18 protein-coding genes and 3 tRNA genes are annotated in these 18,325 nt (G+C 71.5%); 16 read left to right on the forward strand and 5 right to left on the reverse strand.

Annotated elements, in window-relative coordinates; all coding sequences use genetic code 11:
• Nucleotides 1–12 precede the first annotated feature (12 nt).
• Both MWU75_RS01945 and MWU75_RS01950 read right to left on the reverse strand, forming a co-directional pair.
• Entirely contained in the window at nt 13–1,581 is a 1,569-nt protein-coding gene (locus tag MWU75_RS01945) for a hypothetical protein (RefSeq protein ID WP_247087873.1), read from the reverse strand.
• Between the two features lie 94 nt (nt 1,582–1,675).
• A complete protein-coding gene (locus tag MWU75_RS01950) occupies nt 1,676–2,170 on the reverse strand; it encodes a sigma-70 family RNA polymerase sigma factor (protein WP_247087874.1) in 495 nt (164 codons plus the stop codon).
• Between the two features lie 197 nt (nt 2,171–2,367).
• Here MWU75_RS01950 and MWU75_RS01955 point away from each other — a divergent pair, with 197 nt between their 5' ends.
• The gene (locus MWU75_RS01955) at nt 2,368–3,570 is read left to right on the forward strand and encodes an acyl-CoA dehydrogenase family protein (RefSeq protein WP_247087875.1); all 1,203 of its coding nucleotides are present in this window, start codon (nt 2,368–2,370) and stop codon (nt 3,568–3,570) included.
• Between the two features lie 10 nt (nt 3,571–3,580).
• Nucleotides 3,581–4,609: a phosphotransferase family protein gene (locus tag MWU75_RS01960; RefSeq protein ID WP_247087876.1), complete on the forward strand. Its 1,029-nt coding sequence runs from the start codon at nt 3,581–3,583 to the stop codon at nt 4,607–4,609.
• Between the two features lie 44 nt (nt 4,610–4,653).
• On the opposite strand, the gene MWU75_RS01965 is transcribed toward MWU75_RS01960, so the two are convergent.
• Complete coding sequence (locus MWU75_RS01965; RefSeq protein ID WP_247087877.1) at nt 4,654–5,151, reverse strand: YajQ family cyclic di-GMP-binding protein; 498 nt, start codon at nt 5,149–5,151, stop codon at nt 4,654–4,656.
• A 78-nt stretch (nt 5,152–5,229) separates the two neighbouring features.
• Here MWU75_RS01965 and MWU75_RS01970 point away from each other — a divergent pair.
• The 4 genes from MWU75_RS01970 to MWU75_RS01985 all read left to right on the forward strand — a co-directional run bounded on the left by MWU75_RS01970 (nt 5,230) and on the right by MWU75_RS01985 (nt 8,294).
• A tRNA-Tyr gene (locus MWU75_RS01970) sits at nt 5,230–5,315 on the forward strand.
• A 173-nt stretch (nt 5,316–5,488) separates the two neighbouring features.
• On the forward strand, nt 5,489–6,055 hold the full coding sequence (locus MWU75_RS01975; protein WP_247087878.1) for a DinB family protein: 567 nt from the start codon (nt 5,489–5,491) through the stop codon (nt 6,053–6,055).
• A 106-nt stretch (nt 6,056–6,161) separates the two neighbouring features.
• Nucleotides 6,162–7,394: an ornithine--oxo-acid transaminase gene (rocD, locus tag MWU75_RS01980; RefSeq protein WP_247087879.1), complete on the forward strand. Its 1,233-nt coding sequence runs from the start codon at nt 6,162–6,164 to the stop codon at nt 7,392–7,394.
• Nucleotides 7,395–7,490: 96 nt separating this feature from the next.
• Complete coding sequence (locus MWU75_RS01985) at nt 7,491–8,294, forward strand: sulfite exporter TauE/SafE family protein (protein ID WP_247087880.1); 804 nt, start codon at nt 7,491–7,493, stop codon at nt 8,292–8,294.
• Between the two features lie 99 nt (nt 8,295–8,393).
• On the opposite strand, the gene MWU75_RS01990 is transcribed toward MWU75_RS01985, so the two are convergent.
• Nucleotides 8,394–10,427, reverse strand: a complete 2,034-nt coding sequence (locus MWU75_RS01990; RefSeq protein WP_247087881.1) for an acyl-CoA dehydrogenase — start codon at nt 10,425–10,427, stop codon at nt 8,394–8,396.
• A gap of 61 nt (nt 10,428–10,488) precedes the next feature.
• Nucleotides 10,489–11,196 carry a TetR/AcrR family transcriptional regulator gene (locus MWU75_RS01995; protein ID WP_247087882.1) on the reverse strand — a complete coding sequence of 236 codons (708 nt, stop codon included), beginning with the start codon at nt 11,194–11,196 and terminating at the stop codon, nt 10,489–10,491.
• Between the two features lie 108 nt (nt 11,197–11,304).
• Between MWU75_RS01995 and MWU75_RS02000 the strand changes: the two genes are divergently transcribed.
• The 10 genes from MWU75_RS02000 (at nt 11,305) to MWU75_RS02045 (ending at nt 18,283) form a co-directional block, all read left to right on the forward strand.
• On the forward strand, nt 11,305–12,588 hold the full coding sequence (locus tag MWU75_RS02000; RefSeq protein ID WP_247087883.1) for an acetyl-CoA C-acetyltransferase: 1,284 nt from the start codon (nt 11,305–11,307) through the stop codon (nt 12,586–12,588).
• Nucleotides 12,588–13,997 (forward strand): 3-oxoacyl-ACP reductase, encoded by a 1,410-nt coding sequence (locus MWU75_RS02005; RefSeq protein WP_247087884.1) that lies wholly within the window; start codon nt 12,588–12,590, stop codon nt 13,995–13,997. The genes MWU75_RS02000 and MWU75_RS02005 overlap by 1 nt, the downstream gene beginning before the upstream one ends.
• A gap of 2 nt (nt 13,998–13,999) precedes the next feature.
• Nucleotides 14,000–14,938 (forward strand): MaoC/PaaZ C-terminal domain-containing protein, encoded by a 939-nt coding sequence (locus MWU75_RS02010; RefSeq protein ID WP_247087885.1) that lies wholly within the window; start codon nt 14,000–14,002, stop codon nt 14,936–14,938.
• Nucleotides 14,939–15,039: 101 nt separating this feature from the next.
• Nucleotides 15,040–15,112, forward strand: a tRNA-Thr gene (locus tag MWU75_RS02015).
• 35 nt (nt 15,113–15,147) lie between these two features.
• A tRNA-Met gene (locus MWU75_RS02020) sits at nt 15,148–15,221 on the forward strand.
• A 124-nt stretch (nt 15,222–15,345) separates the two neighbouring features.
• The gene (gene rpmG, locus MWU75_RS02025; protein WP_143782438.1) at nt 15,346–15,516 is read left to right on the forward strand and encodes a 50S ribosomal protein L33; all 171 of its coding nucleotides are present in this window, start codon (nt 15,346–15,348) and stop codon (nt 15,514–15,516) included.
• A 174-nt stretch (nt 15,517–15,690) separates the two neighbouring features.
• Nucleotides 15,691–16,137 (forward strand): MaoC family dehydratase N-terminal domain-containing protein, encoded by a 447-nt coding sequence (locus tag MWU75_RS02030; RefSeq protein ID WP_247087886.1) that lies wholly within the window; start codon nt 15,691–15,693, stop codon nt 16,135–16,137.
• Nucleotides 16,137–16,547 carry a MaoC/PaaZ C-terminal domain-containing protein gene (locus MWU75_RS02035; protein ID WP_247087887.1) on the forward strand — a complete coding sequence of 137 codons (411 nt, stop codon included), beginning with the start codon at nt 16,137–16,139 and terminating at the stop codon, nt 16,545–16,547. The genes MWU75_RS02030 and MWU75_RS02035 overlap by 1 nt, the downstream gene beginning before the upstream one ends.
• Complete coding sequence (locus MWU75_RS02040) at nt 16,544–17,665, forward strand: UDP-N-acetylmuramate dehydrogenase (protein WP_247087888.1); 1,122 nt, start codon at nt 16,544–16,546, stop codon at nt 17,663–17,665. The genes MWU75_RS02035 and MWU75_RS02040 overlap by 4 nt, the downstream gene beginning before the upstream one ends.
• A 108-nt stretch (nt 17,666–17,773) precedes the next feature.
• The gene (locus MWU75_RS02045) at nt 17,774–18,283 is read left to right on the forward strand and encodes a DUF664 domain-containing protein (RefSeq protein WP_247087889.1); all 510 of its coding nucleotides are present in this window, start codon (nt 17,774–17,776) and stop codon (nt 18,281–18,283) included.
• Nucleotides 18,284–18,325: the final 42 nt, after the last annotated feature.

Below are 18,325 nucleotides of genomic sequence, written 5' to 3' on the forward strand. Positions count from 1 at the left end.
CGCGCCCCGCAGTCAGGGGGTGAAGTCCAGAGCCTCCTCGGCCAGGCCGAGGACCTGCCAGCTGTTGCCGCGGTCGTCGGTGAGGTGGTAGACGGGCGCGACGAACTCGGTGCCGTCCCACAGGCTCACCACACCGGAGTGCAGCTCGGCTGCGGTGACCTGCGACTCGGAGAGCGGGTAGGGGATGGGCTCCCCGGCCACCAGTGGCGGCAGCGGCTCCGGCTCGGTCCAGTCCTCGTCGTAGGTCGCCTCCATCTCCAGGTCGGGGATGTAGGCGCCGATCTGCTGGAACCGGGTGTCGTTGACCCGATCGACCGCCTCCGCCGGTGAGATGACCTCGTAGTCGCCCATGGGGACCAGGTCGCCGAGCTGGAAGCTGGCGTAGGCCACGCCCTGGTCGGTGACCCCGAAGTACCAGGACCGGTAGCTCGGCATCGGACTGTCCGTGCGCTCCGCGGTGACCGACACGTCGCGGACGTCCTCGTTGCTGAACTGCGACCCCCACTCCTCGAGGTAGTCCTGGACCATGGCGTCCGGGACGGCCGTGGCCTCGGCGGCGTCACCCGTGCCGTCGGTGCCGGCGTCGGCGTCGGGGGCGGAGGTCGCGCCGGACTCGTCGAGGAGCTCCTCGTAGCCCTCGCCGTAGGCGATCATCGGATCGAAGTTGTCTGCCCGGAACTCATAGCCCGCGTCGTCGATGCCCAGGGTGTCCGCGAACTCCTGCGCCAGGGCGATGGCCGTGCCCTCCTCGGGCGCCTCGCCCGGAGGGAGGCAGGTGATGGACTCGGGGCCCTCCTCGCCGAACCACCCGCCCCCGGGCTCGGACATGTACTCCTGGCAGTAGGGATCGAGAGCGGGGTCGGAGTAGTCGATGGAGGCCATGCTGCCCTGGACGTAGACGTGCAGGTTGCGACCGTCTGTGGTGTCCGTGACGTAGGCCGAGTAGGGGTCGGACTCGACCGTGCCCTCGATCCCCAGCGCCCCGGCATACTCCTCGAGCACCTCGCCCGGGTCCGGAGCGCCATCGCTGTCGTCCGCCGCGAAGACGGGTCCCGTGGTCCGCTCCGTCGACAGCCCCTCGCCGGCCACCGGCACGACCGGGCCGGCGTAGCCGCCGCCCATCCCGTCGTCGCCGTAGACCCCGCCCTCGGACGCGGCCATCTCCTCGGACGCGGCCATGTCCTCGGAGGAGGCCATGTCCTCCGCAGCGTCCGCGACGTCCCTGCGCTCCTGCTCCTCGTCGGTGCTCGCCACCGTGGTCGACCCGTCGCGGTCATCGCCGCTGCTGGCGACGCCCGCGACGTAGCCACCGCCCCCGAAGGCGAGCGCGGCGACCGAGGCCGCGACCACGAAGCCCACCCGGCTCGTGCGGCTGGCCGGATCGTTGACCCGGACGGCGGTCTCGCTGGTGTCGGAGAAGCTGTAGCCGGTGCTCGTGGCGTAGCCGCCCGCCGACTGGCTGCCGAGCGGGGTCCGCCCGCGCAGCCGCTGGGAGATCCGGTGCAGGTCGGGGTGCGCGCCGGTGGCAGGGTCCGCAGCCCGGAGCCGGGCCAGGGCCTCCTCGTCCTGGTAGTCGTTCATCGTGCGTCCTCCCTGCCGTGCCGCCCCCGTGGGCGGCTGCCTGCCTGATCAATGTCCCCGATAGCGCGGCTGTTGCTGCCACGTGGTGCGGTGCTCATGTGGCCCACGCCTCCCGGAGGCGGGACCGGGCGCGGGAGAGCGCGGCCGCCGCGCCACCTCTGGTGACGCCGAGCGCCTTGGCCAGCCCCTCGCCGTCCAGACCCTCCCAGGCGTGCAGCATCAGGACCTTCCGGTCGCGCGGGCTGAGCCGGGCCAGGGCGGTGCGGACGTCGTCGTCCTCGACGATCAGGTCCGCCGGGTCCATGCTGCGGCTGCGCTCGTCCGACGGCGTGCCGACGTCGGCCAGCAGTGTCAGCGTCGGCTTGCGCCGGTGGTTGGACAGCACGTAGGAGGCGGTCTTGTAGAGCCAGGGGAGCACGAAGTCGTCCGGGATGCTCTCTCTGCGGCGCCAGGCGACCGCGAAGACCTCGGCGACCAGGTCCTCGGCCTCCTGGCGGGGTGCGCGGCGCACGAAGTAGCGGTGCACCGACACGGCGTGCTCGGCGAACAACTGGTCGAACCACGCGGCGTCCCGGGTCGGTGGACCCACGCCGCTCCCCTCTGTCACGCCGAACACCATCGTTGCTCCCGTCGCTCTGGCGGCCCACGACGGCGTGGGGCCTTTACCCCCTCATTGTCAGGCAGCTCGCAGGTGTTGCACCCGCCCTGGTCGAAGGGCGGGACGAATCCCCTCACGGCACCGACAGACCCGGCAGGATGAGCGCCGACGAACCTAGGGTGAGGTCTATGACCACTTCGCAGGCCCGAGCCATCCCCGAGGGACTGGCGTCCCGCACCCGCGCCTTCATCCATGAGCACGTGCTGCCGGTGGAGGAGGAGCACGACGGAGACGTCGAGGCGGCCGGTGGGGACGAGCTGCGCGTCCGGCTCCAGGGGCTCGCCCGGGAGCATGGGCTGCTCGCCCCCCACGCCCCCGTGGACTGCGGGGGCCTCGGGCTGTCGATGACCGAGCGCTCGCCGGTCTTCCAGGCCGCCGGCCGCTCGCTGTTCGGGCCGATGGCGCTGCACCTGGGTGCCCCGGACGAGGGCAACGTGCACCTGCTCGACAAGGTGGCCACGCCCGCCCAGCGGGAGCGCTACCTGAGGCCGCTCGCCACCGGGGCGATCCGGTCCGCGTTCGCGATGACCGAGCCCTCCCCGGGTGCCGGGGCCGACCCGACGCGGCTGACGACATCGGCGGAGCGGGTCGACGGGGGCTGGGTGGTCCGGGGCCGCAAACGCTTCATCACCGGTGCAGCCGGTGCCGGGATGTTCATCGTCATGGCGCGGACCAGCGGCGAGCCCGGAGAGCGGGACGGCGCGACGATGTTCCTCGCCCCAGGTGATGCACCGGGCATCGTGGTCCGGCGCCACCTGCGGACCGTGGACCGGGCGATGATCGGCGGTCACTGCGAGGTCGACTTCGAGGGTCTCTTCGTGCCCGATGAGGACGTGCTCGGCGAGGTCGACCTCGGGTTCCGCTACGCCCAGGTCCGGCTCGGTCCGGCACGGATGACCCACGTCATGCGCTGGCTGGGTGCGGCGACCCGGGCGCACGAGGTGGCCGTGCGCTACTCCGCCGAGCGCGAGGCGTTCGGCGGCCGGCTCGCGGACCTCGGCATGGCGCAACAGCTCATCGCCGACAACGAGATCGACCTGGCCGCGACCCTGGCCCTGCTGCGGGAGGCCTGCGACGAGCTCGATGCAGACCGGTCGGCAGCCCGGTCGACCGCGATCGCCAAGACGTTCGCCGCGGAGGCGCTCTGGCGGGTCACCGACCGCGCCACCCAGCTCTGCGGAGGCCTCGGCGTCTCCGCGGACCTGCCGGTGGCCCGGATCGCCCGCGAGCTGCGCCCGTTCCGGATCTATGACGGACCCTCGGAGGTCATGCGGTGGTCGATCGCCCGCCGCGCGGTCCGCACCGTCCTCGCGCAGAGCGACGATGACTGAGAGACCGACGATGACTGAGCTGTCCGCGCGCGAGCTCGACGGGGTCGCCGGTCTCCTGCGCGAGGCGGGGTCGGAGGTGGTGGGGGCACTCACGGCAGAGCCTGTGCTGGGCGGACGGTCGAACCAGACGTTCGCGCTGACCGACGGGCGCTCCTCCTGGGTGCTGCGGACCCCTCCCCGGGTCGGTCGCACCCCGTCGGCGCACGACGTCGGTCGGGAGTTCCGGGTGACCTCCGGCCTGGCGCAGGCGGGTGTGCCGGTGCCACCGCCGGTGCTCTTCCACGAGGACGAGGGCCTCCTCGGCGGACCCTTCGCGATCGCGGAGTTCGTCCGCGGTCACACCATCCAATCCCGGGACCAGCTCGACGACCTCGCCGACGAGACCGTCGCCGCGGTCGTCGGAGAACTGGTGTCGACCCTCGCGCGCCTGCACCGGGTCGACCACGTCGCGGTCGGGCTCGAACGCTTCGGTCGCCCCGACGGCTATGCGCAGCGCCAGCTGAGCCGGTGGTCCGGGCAGTGGGAGCTCGTTGGCGACCCGGCGCTGGGTCCCCTGGCGGCGGAGGTGGTCGCGGGCCTGACCGCCCACCTCCCGCGGCAGGCCGCGACCTCGGTCGTGCACGGCGACTACCGCCTGGACAACACGATCCTGGATCTCGACGGGTCCGCACCGCGGGTCGCAGCCGTCGTGGACTGGGAGCTGTCGACCATCGGCGACCCGGTGGCTGACGTGGCGCTCATGGGCGCCTACCGGGCCGCCCCCGTCGACCTCGTCATCGGGTCGCCCACGGCCTGGAGCAGCCCCCGGCTGCCCGACGCGGCTACCCTCGCTGCCGCCTACGAGGCGGCAGGCGGTGCCGACCTGCTGGACTGGGACTCTCACCTGGCACTAGCCCGCTTCAAGATCGCCGTCATCGCCGCGGGCATCGCCCACCGGCACCGCGCCGGGGCCACCTCCGGCCCCGCGTTCGCGAACGCCGGCGAGGCGGTCGAGCCCTTCCTCGAGCTCGCCCGCGACAGCCTCCGGGCGGCGAAATGAGGCCCGCGCCAGTCAGTGGCGGGAGGGCGTGAGGCGGGCGCCGGTCAGCGGTAGTTCGTGAACTGAACCGCGAAGTCCAGGTCGGCACCCTTGACCAGGCGCTGGACCTCCTGCAGGTCGTCGCGGGACTTGGAGGTGACCCGCAGCTCGTCTCCCTGGATCTGGGCCTTGACGGACTTGGGCCCCTCGTCCCGGATCAGCTTGGACACCTTCTTGGCGTTCTCGCTGCTGATGCCCTCGGTGAGCGCGGCGTCCAGGCGGTACTCCTTGCCGGAGGGCCGGGGCTCGCCGTCATCGGAGTACTTCAGGGACTTCAGGGAGACGCCGCGCTTGACGAGCTTGGTCTGCAGGACGTCCAGGACGGCCAGGCAGCGCTCCTCGCTGTTGGCCTTCATGGTGATCGACTCACCGGACAGTTCTACGGACGCCCCGATGTTGCGGAAGTCGTAGCGCTGGCTGATCTCCTTGGCGGCCTGGTTGACGGCGTTGGCGACCTCCTGCTTGTCGACCTTGCTGACGATGTCGAACGACGAGTCGGCCATGGTGCTGCTCCTTGCGTGTGGTCCCGGCTGGGTTCGGATCTGTGGTCTGACGCTGTTATCCTTGCACCCGCAGTTCACGGCAGGTTGTCCGAGTGGCCAATGGAAGCGGACTGTAAATCCGTCGGCGTACGCCTACGCAGGTTCGAATCCTGCACCTGCCACCATGTCAAGGGCCCGGTCTCACGACCGGGCCCCACGCATTTCCCATGCATTTCCGTCGTGCTGTCGTTGCTCCCACGCGCCCGTGCGCAGTGGTTTCGTTGAACCCGTTCACGCGCGGCTGCCGATGTCGGTGCCCGCCCCTAGCGTGGAACCAACGACTACCGCTGGAGGCACCATGACCACCACCGACTGGCACGGACTCGCGCTCGAGCAGCTGTCCTGGCACTGGGAGCAGCAGGCCCGGCCACGACTCGACGGACTCTCGGATGAGGAGTACCTCTGGGAGCCGGTCGCCGGCGCCTGGAACATCCGGCCACGGGGCACCGGCGCCACGTCACAGGCGGCGGGCGGCGGCGACTGGGAGATCGACTTCGCCTTCCCCGAGCCGGACCCGGCCCCGGTCACCACGATCGCCTGGCGGCTCGGTCACGTGATCGTGGGTGTCCTGGGGGCGCGCGCGGCCTCGCACTTCGGGTTCCGGGAGTGTGACTACTTCACCTGGGAGTATGCCGGGACGGCAGCGGGTGCACTGGCGCAGCTGGACGAGACCTACGGGGCGTGGGCGGCGGGGGTGCGCGGGCTCGACGCCGCGGCACTCGCCCGTCCCGTCGGGGAGGCGGAGGGCTCCTTCGCCGAGCACCCCATGGCCGAGCTCGTGCTGCACATCAACCGTGAGGTGATCCACCACCTGGCGGAGGTCGCGCTGCTGCGTGACCTGTGGGCCAACGGGCTGAGGTCATAGCCGCGGCCGGCAGCGTCGGGGGGGTGAACCACGGCGGGTTCAGGTGAACGGATCGGCTGCACGGCCCGCTGCACGGACAGGTGCCCGGTGGCCCTACCCTTGCTCCATGACCGACACCACCTCGTCCCTGCAGACCAACGCAGCGTTCATCGAGCTCGAGGACCGCGTCGCGGCACACAACTACTCCCCGCTCCCGGTCGTCGTGGCCGAGGCAGAGGGCGTGTGGGTGACCGACGTCGAGGGCAATCGATACATCGACGCGCTCGCCGGCTACTCCGCCCTGAACTTCGGCCACCGCCATCCCGGCCTGATCGAGGCTGCCAAGACGCAGCTGGACCGGTCGACCCTCACCAGCCGCGCCTTCCACAACGACCAGCTCGGTCCGTTCTGCCGCGACCTGGCGGCCCTGGTCGGCAAGGACATGATCCTGCCGATGAACACCGGTGCGGAGGCCGTCGAGACCGCGATCAAGATCGCGCGCAAGTGGGGCTACCGCGTCAAGGGTGTCGAGCAGGGCAGGGCCAACATCATCGTGATGGACGGCAACTTCCACGGCCGCACCACGACGATCATCAGCTTCTCCGACGACCCGGAGGCGCACGACGACTACGGCCCCTACACCCCGGGCTTCACGCCGGTGCCCTATGGCGACCTCGCGGCCATCGAGGCCGCCATCACCGACGACACCGTCGCGGTCCTAGTCGAGCCGATCCAGGGCGAGCAGGGCGTGCAGATCCCCAAGGAGGGCTTCCTGCCGGGCCTGCGCGAGCTGTGCACCGATCGCAACGTGTTGATGATCGCCGACGAGATCCAGTCCGGCCTGGGACGCACGGGCACCACGCTCGCCTGCGGCTACGAGGGCGTGGAGGCCGACATCTACACCCTGGGCAAGGCCCTGGGTGGCGGCATCATCGCGGTCTCTGCGGTCGCGGCCGACGAGGACGTCATGGGCGTCATCACGCCAGGCACCCACGGCTCGACCTTCGGCGGCAACCCGCTGGCGGCCGCCGTCGGCCACGCGGTCGTCAAGCTGTTGGAGTCCGGCGACCCGCAGCAGCGTGCCGCGGACCTGGAGCCGGTCTTCCGTGACGAGCTCGAGGCGCTGATCGGCAAGGGCGTGGAGAGCGTCCGCGTGCGTGGCCTCTGGGCCGGCATCGACATCGACCCCGCACTGATGTCCGGCAAGGACGCCTGCAAGGCACTGGCCAAGAAGGGCGTCCTGGCCAAGGACACCCACGGCTCGACGATCCGGCTGGCCCCGCCGCTGACCATCACCGAGGCCGAGCTGCGCCAGGTGACCGACGCGCTCGCGGCCGTGCTGGCCGAGGCCAACGCCTGAGGCTGCGGCTGACGACGGAGCAGACGTGATGCGACGGGTGCCACACCAGGGGCGGCACCCGTCGTGCTGTCCCGGGACGCGCTCAAGGACCAGCCCGTGAGTGAGATCCTGCTCGCCGTCCTGGTCGGGATCGTGGTGGGCACTGTCATGGGCTCACTGGGCGGGGGCGGCGCCATCGTCGCGGTGCCGGCCCTGGTCTACCTCCTCGACCAGTCCCCCCTGGAGGCGACGACGACGTCGTTGGTGGTCGTCGGTGTGACCGCGGTCGTGGGTGCCGCGCAGTACGCCCGGCAGGGCCTGGTCAACGTCACCGACGCGATCGCCTTCGGTGCGCTCAGCATCGTCGGCGCGGTGGTCGGGGCGCGGATGGCGCTGGTGGTGGACGGTGACCTGCTGATGCTGCTCTTCGCCGCGCTGCTGGTGGTGGTGGCCTGGCTGATGTGGACCCGGGCGGGCGGACAGCAGGCCGAGGAGGAGGTGGCCCACCACTGGCTGCAGCTGCGGCCGTTCCACCTGGACCGCCGCCGAGCCGTCCGGGTGGCCCTGGTCGCCACCGGCATCGGCTGGCTGACAGGGTTCTTCGGGGTGGGCGGAGGCTTCGCGATCGTGCCGGCGCTGGTGCTGCTGCTGGGACTCCCGCTCCGGCGTGCGGTCGGCACCTCCCTGCTGGTCCTGGCGATGACCAGCCTCGTCGGGCTGGCCACCAGGGCGACGGCGGCCGTCCACCTGGACTGGCCGCTCATCATCGCCTTCACCACCGCGGCCGTGGTGGCGAGCCTGCTGGCCGGTCGGTTCAGTGCGCGGTTGCGACCCGAGAGACTCAGCCGGGGCTTCGCGGTCTTCCTGGTGGCGGTGGCCCTCTACACGCTCGTCAACAGCATCGCCGCGCTGACCGGCTGACCGCGGCCCGCTCGGTCCGCCCGGCGGCGGGCGTGCGACCAACCTGCCCCTCGACATACTGATCGAGCAGTATGCCGAGGGCCGGGCGAGCAGGCAGGTTCAGTCCTCGAGCATGGCCGACTGCAGCAGCTGCTCCGGGACGCCCATCCCCTCGACGAGGGGGAGGGCGAGGGGGCGCAGCTCCTGGCACAGCTGGTTGAGGGCAGGGACGATCGCCTTAGCCCGGACCGTCGACATCCGTCCGTGCTCCTGGAACCAGCCGCGGTCGCCGGCGAGGTTCTCCAGGACGTAGAGGTCGCAGAGCTTGTTGAGCACCGCGGCGGTCGCCTCGTCCTCGCAGGCTTCGATGCCGGCGATGAATGCCTCCAGGACGACCCGGTCCATGTGGGTCCGGGCAGCGAGCAGCTGGTGGTCCTGCGTGGCGTTGAACGCCTCGAACGCCCTGGACTCGTCCTGGCCGGCCGTCCGGAGACGCTGCGCCAGGCTGTCGAGCACGTGCTGCTCGCGCTCCTCGAACATCGTCACGTGCCAGCTGCGCTCGAGCACCGTCTCGGAGTCGGACTTGCGCTGCGCGGTGGCCATGATCCGCTCGATGGCGGGGCGGGCGGCGGTGCGCTCGATCACCGTGCCGGTGAAGGTCCGCGCCGCAGCCTGGACCATGCCGAGCATGTCCAGATCGCCCCACATCGCCTTGTAGTTGGTCAGCAGCCCCTTGGCCACCAACTGCAGCAGCACCGTGTTGTCGCCCTCGAAGGTGGCGAACACGTCGGCGTCGCGGCGCAGCTCGGTCAGGCCGTTCTCGGCCATGTAGCCCGCCCCGCCGCACGCCTCCCGGCAGACCTGGATCGTGTCGTTGGCGAACCGCGTGCTCACGGCCTTCAGCCCCGCCGCGCGGGTCTCCAGCTCGCGCTGCGCCTTCTGGTCGCGCTCGCCGACCGGCCTGGACTGCACCGACTGCAGGGTGTCGACCAGCTCGTTCTGGGCGAAGGAGAGGGCGTAGGCGGTCGCGATGGCGGGCAGCAGCTTGCGCTGGTGCGCCAGGTAGTCCAGCAGCAGCACCTCATCCTCCCGTCCGGGTGCCTCGAACTGCCGGCGCTGGAGGCTGTAGCGCGTGGCGATCGACAGGGCCTTGCGGGCCGCCTGGGCAGCGGCGCCCCCGACGCAGATCCGGCCCCGGACCAGCGTCCCCAGCATGGTGAAGAAGCGACGGTTCGGGTTGTCGATCGGGGACTCGTAGGTGCCCTCGTCGGTCACGCCGCCGTAGCGGCTGAGCAGCATCGTGCGGGGCACCCGGATCTGGTCGAAGCTCAGGGTCCCGTTGTCGACGCCGTCCAGGCCGCCCTTGGCGCCGTTGTCGCCGATGGTGACACCAGGAAGGGAGTCGCCGGAGTCGTCGCGCAGCGGCACGAGCACGACGTGGATGCCGTGGTTGGTGCCGGCGACCTCGAGCTGTCCAAAGACGGCGGCCATCCGGCCGTCGGCGGCGGCGTTGCCGATGTAGGTCTTGGTCGCCGAAGGGCCGGGGGAGTGCACCACGATCTCGTCGGTGTCGGCGTCGTAGGTCAGGGTCGTCTCCAGCGCCTGCACGTCACTGCCGTGCCCGACCTCGGTCATCGCGAAGCAGCCCGGCAGATGCAGGCTCATCACCTGGGGCACGAACTCCTGGATCTGCTCCTCGGTGCCGAGGTTGGAGATCGCCCCGCCGAATAACCCGAAGTGCACGCCGACCTTGACGGTCAGCGACAGGTCGGCCAGGGCGAGCATCTCGAAGTTGACGACCGAGCTGGCCACCAGGCCGTCGCCGCCGACGGAGGTCGGGAAGCCGGCACCGCCGTGCCCGGCGTCGACGATGCCCTGCAGGGCGTTGCTCGTCCATGCGCGGGCCTCGGGCACGCTCAGCGACGGGTCCCGCAGGAAGTCCCCGCCCGTGAGCATGGCCCGCAGGTCCCTGCGGACGTCTCGGAAGGTCCCGTCGAGCGCCGTGCGCAGGCTCCTGCCGAGCGGGGTGAGCTGCTCGGCGCCGGTCTCGGGCGCTCCGGTATGTTCCTGCGTGGTGTCTCCCCTGGCGGCCTGCTCCTGGCCGAGGGCCGCCTCGACGGCTGCCTCGAAAGCGGTGTCTGTCTGAGTGCTCATCAGTCTGCGTCCTCGGGGTCGGTGTGTTCGGTGGTCGGGTCGGGGGTCGTCTGGTGGGTCGTCACGGAGTCGCGGGAGTATGCCGTGGGTCCGGGTGCGCGTCCGGGCCAGGGTGCGCGTGCGGGCCAGGGTGCGCGTCCGGTCCGGCTGCGGCCAGGGCGGGGGCGAAGAGGGTGGTCACGTCCGCGACGACGGCGCTGCGCGGGCGGGCCATGTCGGAGCTGAGCCAGTGGTCGGCGGCGGCGCGGACGAAGCCGACCAGGCCGTGGCCCCAGATCGGGGCGCAGGAGGCATCTCGGCCCTGCCGTTCCAGGTGGGCCTCGAGTGCCCGAGAGACCTGCTCGCCGATCCGGTCGGCGAGCCCGGCCACCGGGTCGACCTCGACGGGTCCGTCGACCAGGGGGCGAGTGACCACGAAGCGGTAGATCTCGGGGTCCTTCTCCACCAGCACCAGGAAGGCGTCCACCATGGGCGCGACCAGCGAGAGCGGGTGCTCGGAGGCGGGGTCGCGGCCCGCGGTGGCGGCGCCGAGGCTGTCCAGGATGCGCTGGTCGACGGACTCGACCACCGCGGCGTAGAGCCCGGTGCGGTCCCGGAAGTGCCGGTAGACCACGGTCTTGCTGGTGCCCGCCTCCGCGGAGATCTCGTCCATCCCGACGGCCGGTCCGTGACGCCGGATCGCGCGCAGGGCGGCCTCGACGAGCTCGCGGCGCCGCTGCGCCCGGTGCTGGGCCCACCGGGTGTCCCGGCCGTCGACGTTGGTGCTCATGCCAGACACAGTACCTAGTACCTGGCGTACCTGCTACTGTCGGTATCGGATATCCAGCGTCGTGCCACAGGGGCGACGTGTCACACGATCCCCACACAGGAGTGCCTGATGGCTCAAGCCCGCAACGCCGTGATCGTCGGCGGCAACCGCATCCCGTTCGGCAAGGCCGGCGGGGCCTACGCATCGGTGTCCAACCAGGACATGCTCACCGCCGCGCTGGACGGGCTGGTCGCCCGCTTCGGCCTGGCCGGCCAGCGGGTCGGGGAGGTCGCCGCCGGTGCCGTGCTCAAGCACAGCCGAGACTTCAACCTCACCCGCGAGACGGTGCTCGGCTCCGCCCTCGACCCGACCACCCCCGCCTACGACCTGCAGCAGGCGTGCGGCACCGGCCTGGAGGCGGTGATCCAGGTCGCCAACAAGATTCAGCTGGGTCAGATCGACAGCGCGATCGCTGGTGGTGTCGACAGCGCCAGCGACGCCCCGATCGCCGTGGGCGAGGGTCTGCGCCGGGCGCTGCTCAGGGCCAACCACGCCAAGACCACGGCGCAGCGGATCCAGGCGTTCGCCTCGATCCGCCCCGGAGACCTCGCGCCGGAGACGCCCCGTAACTCGGAGCCGCGCACCGGCCTGTCGATGGGGGAGCACCAGGCGCGCACCGCCAAGGAGTGGGGGATCAGCCGGGAGGCCCAGGACGAGCTGGCCGCGGCCAGCCACCACAACATGGCCCGCGCGTGGGACGAGGGCTTCTTCGACGACCTCGTCACCCCCTTCCGCAAGCTGAGCAAGGACCAGGGGTTGCGCCCCGAGACCTCCGTGGAGAAGCTGGCCAAGCTGTCCCCGGTGTTCGGCAAGGGCGAGGGTGCGACCATGACGGCCGGCAACTCGACGCCGCTGTCCGACGGAGCCGCCCTCGTGCTCGTCTCCTCGGAGGAGTGGGCCGCAGAGCGCAACCTGCCGGTGCTGGCGCGCTTCGTGGACGCGGAGGTTGCCGCAGTCGACTACGTCAGCGGCGACGAGGGTCTGCTGATGGCGCCGGCGTATGCCGTGCCCCGCCTGCTCGCCCGTCAGGGCCTGAGCCTGCAGGACTTCGACCTCTACGAGATCCACGAGGCGTTCGCCTCGACCGTCCTGACCACGCTCGCGGCGTGGGAGGACGAGGAGTTCGCCGCCGAGCGCCTGGGGCTGGACGCACCGCTCGGTGCCATCGACCGGAGCCGGCTCAACGTCAACGGCTCCTCCCTGGCGGCGGGTCACCCGTTCGCCGCGACCGGCGGGCGGATCGTCGCCTCGCTGGCCAAGATGCTGTCCGACAAGGGGCCGGGCTCCCGTGGCCTGATCTCGATCTGTGCTGCCGGCGGCCAGGGCGTCGTCGCGATCCTGGAGGCTGTGTGATGACCAAGGTGCTCGATGTGCTGACCGGCAACCCCGTGGCCAAGGCCGTGGGCAAGCAGCTGGGCGTGCCCCAGGCGACCGAGCTGCGTCGGGGGCGCTCCCTGCCCACCGGCGACGTCGTGCTCGCCGTCCTGGCGGGCTCCGGCGCCACCAGCAGCGCGACCCGCGAGGCACTCAAGGGTCTCGGCGTGACCCCGGTCGACGCGGTGCGCGACGAGCCGGCCGCCCGCACGACGGGCGAGGACGGGAGAGCCGTCCCCCCGGCATACTCCAGCAAGATCGGTGCAGTGGTCCTCGACGCCACCGCGCTGGCCACCGTCCCCGAGCTCGAGGGCGTGCGCGCGGTCCTGCGCCCGGCGCTGCGGGCGCTGGGGTCCAGCGGTCGCGTGATCGTCGTCGGCACGGCTCCGGAGCTGACGGACAGCCCCGAGGCTGCCGCCGTCCAGCAGGCGCTGGAAGGCATCACCCGCAGCGTCGGGAAGGAGCTGCGCAAGGGTGGGACCGCCAACCTGGTCCTCGTCTCCACCGAGACCACCGGTGCGGCGCTGTCCTCGACGCTCTCCTTCCTGCTCGAGGGCCGCTCGGCCTATGTCTCGGGGCAGCCGTGGCGGGTGCTGGGCGCCGAGGCGGGGCAGGTGCCGTCCGACCCGGCGGCACCGTTCGCAGACAAGGTGGTCGTGGTCACCGGGGCCGCCCGCGGCATCGGCGCGGGCATCGCCGAGGTCTTCGCCCGGGACGGCGCGTCCCTGGTGGTCGTGGACATCCCGGCCGCGGGCGAGGCGCTCACCAAGGTCGCCAACCGTCTGGGTGGCACCGCCCTCCAGCTGGACATCACCTCGCCCGACGCGGGCCAGAAGATCGCCGCGCACGTCGCCGCCCGCCACGGCAAGGACGCACGCATCCACGCGATCATCCACAACGCCGGCATCACCCGGGACAAGCTCCTGGTCAACACCGACGAGGACCGTTGGGGCAGCGTGCTGGAGGTCAACCTGGCCGCCGAGATCCGGATCAACGAGGTCCTGCTGGACGCCGACGTCGCCGGTGGGCTGGCCGAGGGCGGCCGCATCGTCGGGGTGGCGTCCACCTCGGGCGTGGCCGGCAACCGCGGCCAGACCAACTACGCCGCCAGCAAGGCCGGCGTGATCGGTCTGGTCCGGGCCGAGGCGCCGGTGGTGGCCGACCGCGGCATCACCGTCAACGCCGTCGCGCCGGGCTTCATCGAGACCGAGATGACCGACAGGATCCCGTTCGCGACGCGCGAGTTCGCCCGGCGGTTCAACAGCCTGAGCCAGGGCGGCAAGCCGGTCGACGTCGCCGAGACGATCGCCTACCTGGCGGCACCCGACAGCGGTGCGGTCACCGGTCAGGTCATCCGGGTCTGCGGCCAGTCCCAGATCGGAGCCTGAGCATGGCCTCCGAGGAGGACGTCGACGTCGAGCTACTCGACACACTGCCCGGCATCGGTGTCGAGATCGCCCGCGCCCTGGTGCCGACCAGGCGCGGCGGCCCGGACGGGCAGCTGCCCACGCGTCGGGTGATGATCACCGACCTGGAGCAGGACGCGGAGCGCTTCACGGCATACTCCCGGGTCTGTGGGTTCACGCTGCGGGACAGCGTGCCGGCGACCTGGCTGCACGTGCTGACGTTCCCGCTGCAGGTGCACCTGATGGCCGCGCCGGACTTCCCGCTGGCCCTGGCCGGCCTCGTGCACGTGTCCAACGAGATGCGGCTGCACCGGCCGGTCGACATCGGAGAGCGGCTGACCCTGTCCAGCAGCGCTGCGGATCTGCGGGCGCACCGCTCGGGCACCCAGCTGGACCTGCTCGGGGAGGCGCGCGTCGGCGACGAGGTCGTGTGGACCGGTCGCAGCACCTATCTGGCCCGCGGGAAACGCCCCAGCGGCAGCCCTGAGGACGCTGGATCCCTCTCCGCCGGCGCGGAGGCGCCGGCTGACCCGCAAAACCCCTACGAAAAGGCGGGGGAGGCCAGCAAAACCGCTACGAAAATTGGGGAGGTCCCGACCGCACTGTGGCGCCTGCCCGGCGGCCTCGGGCGGGAGTATGCCGGGGTGTCGGGCGACGTCAACCCGATCCACCTGACGCCGCTGACCGCGAAGGCGTTCGGGTTCCCGCGCACCATCGCGCACGGCATGTGGACCCATGCCCGCGCGCTGGCGGCGCTGGAGGGTCGCCTCCCGGGCGCCTACGAGGCCTCCGTGGAGTTCCGCAAGCCCGTCCTGCTGCCCTCGACGGTCGGTTTCTCCTTCGCCCGGGAGGGCGAGGACCTGGCCTTCCGGGTCACCTCCAGGGACGGCAGCAAGGTCCATCTCGCAGGCACCGTGGCCTGACCGCGGTCCACCCGGCCCTCGATTTCGTGGAGGCCGGGTGGGCCGTGTAAAGTCTGCGGAGCGTTCCACGCCCGGGCCACGTCCCAGGGTCGCGGGAACACGCCCCCCTAGCTCAGTCGGCAGAGCGTCTCCATGGTAAGGAGAAGGTCAACGGTTCGATTCCGTTGGGGGGCTCAGGGAAGCCACCCGCTCCGGGAGGCACCGCCCGAGGCGGGATAGCTCAGCTGGTTAGAGCGCACGACTCATAATCGTGAGGTCGCGGGATCGAGCCCCGCTCCCGCTACTGGTCGCGATTCGGTCGACAGCCGAAGTTCGCGTATCCTTGAGTGCTGCTGCCCGCCGCCGTCTTTGCTGCGGCGGGCGTCGCACGCATCACCACCACCATCGTTTCGAGAGCAGGTTGCCCCGTGGCTACTAAGAGCGCCGACGTCCGCCCGAAGATCACTCTGGCGTGCACGGAGTGCAAGGAGCGCAACTACATCACCAAGAAGAACCGCCGCAACAACCCCGACCGGGTCGAGCTGGCGAAGTTCTGCTCGCGCTGCGGCAAGCACACCGCGCACCGCGAGACCCGCTGACGCACTCCGGCACCCGCCGGACTGGAGGCCGTCACCCCGAGAGGGTGGCGGCCTTCGTCGTGCCCGGGCTGGGTCGTCGGCATTGCAGGTGGCGCGGGGCGTCTGGTCGGGTGGCCTGGCGCTGTGAGTCGCCGTAGGTCGGGGGACAGGTGCCCGGCCGATAGGCTGCCCGGTATGGCAGTCAACCCCGACTACGCCGGCCGTGAGTATCCGCCGGCCGGCCCCTTCCAGGTCACGCGCGAGCAGATCGAGGCGTTCGCGGACGCGATCGGCTCCACCAGCCCGGCCCACCGCGATCCCGCGGCCGCCCAGGCGCTGGGCCACGGTGACGTCGTGGCGCCGCCGACCTTCGCGGTGAGCCTCTCCCAGCAGTGCGAGGCCCAGCTCATCCGCGACCCGGAGGCGGGCATCGACTTCTCCCGGGTCGTGCACGGCGAGGAGGGCTTCACCCACCACCGTCCGATCACCGCGGGGGACTCCCTGACCGGTGTCCTGCACGTCGACCGCATCCGGGAGGCCGGCGGGCACGGCATGGTGTCCACCCGTGTCGAGCTGCGCGACGCGGACGGTCAGCCGGTGACCACGGTGACGTCCACCATCGTCGTGAGGGGGGAGTCCTGATGGCCGAGCTGACCACCGACCCGGGTGCCCTGACCCGCACCGTCACGGTCGACCGGGCCCAGCTGGTCGACTACGCCAACGCCTCCGGCGACCAGAACCCCATCCACCAGGACGCCGAGTTCGCCCGGTCCGTCGGTCTGCCCGACCTGATCGCGCACGGCATGTGGACCATGGGCGCGGCCCTCGACGTCGTCACGGCGTATGTCGGCGGCGACCCCGGCCGCGTGCTCTCCTGCTCCACCCGGTTCACCGGCATGGTCGTCGTCCCGGAGGGAGAGACCGTCGAGGTGCTTGTCGAGGGCGTCGTCAGGAAGACCGACGAGGAGGCCGGCACCCAGACCGTCGAGCTCACCGCCACCTGCGCTGGCGAGAAGGTCCTCGGGCGCTGCCAGGCCGTCGTCCGCGCATGACGGATGGCGGGGCCAGCCCCACGGCATACTCCCTCGCCGAGCTCACCACCATGCGGGTCGGCGGGCCACCCCGGCGTAGCGTCACCGTCACCTCCGAGTCCGAGCTGATCGAGGCGGTCCGCACCACCGACGAGGCCGGGGAGCCGCTGCTCGTGGTGGGCGGCGGCTCCAACCTGCTGGTGGCAGACGATGGCTTCCCCGGCACGGCGGTCGTGGTCCGCACCTCCGGGATCGAGGTGCCCGACGCCTCCGCCTGCGGTGGGGTGACGGTGACCGTCGCCGCCGGTGAGGTGTGGGACGACGTGGTCGCCCGCGCCGTCGAGGAGGCGTGGTCCGGGATCGAGGCGCTCTCCGGCATACCGGGCAGCGCGGGGGCCACCCCGGTGCAGAACGTCGGCGCCTACGGACAGGAGGTCGCCCAGACGATCGCCCAGGTCCGGGTCTGGGACCGCGTGGAGCAGCGGGTGCGAACCATGTTCGCCGCCGACCTGCGGTTCTCGTACCGGCACTCGGTGCTGAAGGACTCGATCGTCGGCCCGGACGCCCCCGCCGGGGCCGTCACGCCCCGCCACATCGTGCTCTCGGTGACCTTTTCGCTGCGCCCCACTGAACTGTCCCAGCCGGTGCGCTACGCCGCACTCGCCGACGGCCTCGAGGTCGAGCTGGGGGCGCGCGTGCCGCTGGCGGAGGCCCGCGAGGCGGTGCTCCAGCAACGTCGCAACCGGGGCATGGTGCTCGACCCGGCCGACCACGACACGTGGAGCTGCGGGTCCTTCTTCACCAACCCGATCCTGCCTGCGCACGAGTATGCCGAGCTCGTCACCCGGGCCGCCGAGCGCCTGGGCCCGGACGTCCCGCCCCCGCCGCAGTACCCCTCGGCCGAGGGCACGGTGAAGACGTCGGCCGCCTGGCTGATCGACCGTGCCGGGTTCGGGAAGGGGCACGGCCTGCCCGGTCCCGCGGCGCTGTCGAGCAAGCACACGCTGGCGCTGACCAACCGTGGGTCGGCTCGTGCCGCCGACCTCGTGGCGCTGGCCCGCGAGGTGCGGGACGGCGTGCGGGAGGCCTTCGGCGTCACCCTGGTCAACGAGCCGGTCCTGGTGGGCCTCTCCCTCTAACGACCGAGCGCACCATGTTGCGAGCCACGACCCCACCGGGCGCACGGTCTTGCGAGAATCCAGACTTCTGAGCGCGCGGTGGCTGTGTGTCCGTCGTAGGTTCGGGTCATGGGCAGCGTGCTCCCTGACAGCGTGGATCTGGATCGCTGGGACGAGCCGAGTCCGGGAGTTGACCTCCGGCAGCGCTTGGTGCAGTGGCTCGGCTACCAGCGGCATGAGTTCCAACGGAAGTGGCGTGACCTCTCGGCGGAGCAGCTGGCCAGCTGGTCAATCCCGCCCGTCGAGCTGTCCGTGCTGGGGCTCATCCGGCACATGCAGCAGATGGAGCATGTGTACCTCAGCTGGGGGCTGGGTGGTGGCGACCAGGTGGAGACCTACGGCGATGACGACTACGCCGGTGGTTCGGCGCAGACCGTGCAGGAGGACGTGCGGCTCTACCTTCAGGAGGTCGACCGGGCGGACGCGGCGATCGGGCTCATGCCCGCGCTGGACAGCCTCGGTCTCGGCCATGGTGACCCGCTCGGGCACACCCTCGTCAAGATGATCGACGAGTACGCACTCCACAGCGGTCAGGCGCACATGCTCCGCTTCGCAGCACTGGGCACGCTACGAAGGTAGCCGCTCGACAGGGTCCTGGTATGCCTCCTGTGGAGGGTGCAC

The organism is Ornithinimicrobium sp. F0845 (assembly GCF_023015765.1).
In the GTDB taxonomy this organism is placed as follows: Bacteria; Actinomycetota; Actinomycetes; order Actinomycetales; family Dermatophilaceae; genus Ornithinicoccus.

Bases quoted from the DNA above. Each gene is read 5' to 3' on its own strand.
- MWU75_RS01955 (WP_247087875.1), top strand. From the start codon at position 2,368: ATGACCACTTCGCAGGCCCGAGCCATCCCCGAGGGACTGGCGTCCCGC.
- MWU75_RS01965 (WP_247087877.1), bottom strand. From the start codon at position 5,151: ATGGCCGACTCGTCGTTCGACATCGTCAGCAAGGTCGACAAGCAGGAG.
- MWU75_RS02000 (WP_247087883.1), top strand. From the start codon at position 11,305: ATGGCTCAAGCCCGCAACGCCGTGATCGTCGGCGGCAACCGCATCCCG.
- MWU75_RS02010 (WP_247087885.1), top strand. From the start codon at position 14,000: ATGGCCTCCGAGGAGGACGTCGACGTCGAGCTACTCGACACACTGCCC.
- MWU75_RS02045 (WP_247087889.1), top strand. From the start codon at position 17,774: ATGGGCAGCGTGCTCCCTGACAGCGTGGATCTGGATCGCTGGGACGAG.
- MWU75_RS01995 (WP_247087882.1), bottom strand. From the start codon at position 11,196: ATGAGCACCAACGTCGACGGCCGGGACACCCGGTGGGCCCAGCACCGG.
- rocD (WP_247087879.1), top strand. From the start codon at position 6,162: ATGACCGACACCACCTCGTCCCTGCAGACCAACGCAGCGTTCATCGAG.
- MWU75_RS02030 (WP_247087886.1), top strand. From the start codon at position 15,691: ATGGCAGTCAACCCCGACTACGCCGGCCGTGAGTATCCGCCGGCCGGC.
- MWU75_RS01945 (WP_247087873.1), bottom strand. From the start codon at position 1,581: ATGAACGACTACCAGGACGAGGAGGCCCTGGCCCGGCTCCGGGCTGCG.
- MWU75_RS02035 (WP_247087887.1), top strand. From the start codon at position 16,137: ATGGCCGAGCTGACCACCGACCCGGGTGCCCTGACCCGCACCGTCACG.
- MWU75_RS02040 (WP_247087888.1), top strand. From the start codon at position 16,544: ATGACGGATGGCGGGGCCAGCCCCACGGCATACTCCCTCGCCGAGCTC.
- MWU75_RS01990 (WP_247087881.1), bottom strand. From the start codon at position 10,427: ATGAGCACTCAGACAGACACCGCTTTCGAGGCAGCCGTCGAGGCGGCC.
- MWU75_RS01975 (WP_247087878.1), top strand. From the start codon at position 5,489: ATGACCACCACCGACTGGCACGGACTCGCGCTCGAGCAGCTGTCCTGG.
- MWU75_RS02005 (WP_247087884.1), top strand. From the start codon at position 12,588: ATGACCAAGGTGCTCGATGTGCTGACCGGCAACCCCGTGGCCAAGGCC.
- MWU75_RS01960 (WP_247087876.1), top strand. From the start codon at position 3,581: ATGACTGAGCTGTCCGCGCGCGAGCTCGACGGGGTCGCCGGTCTCCTG.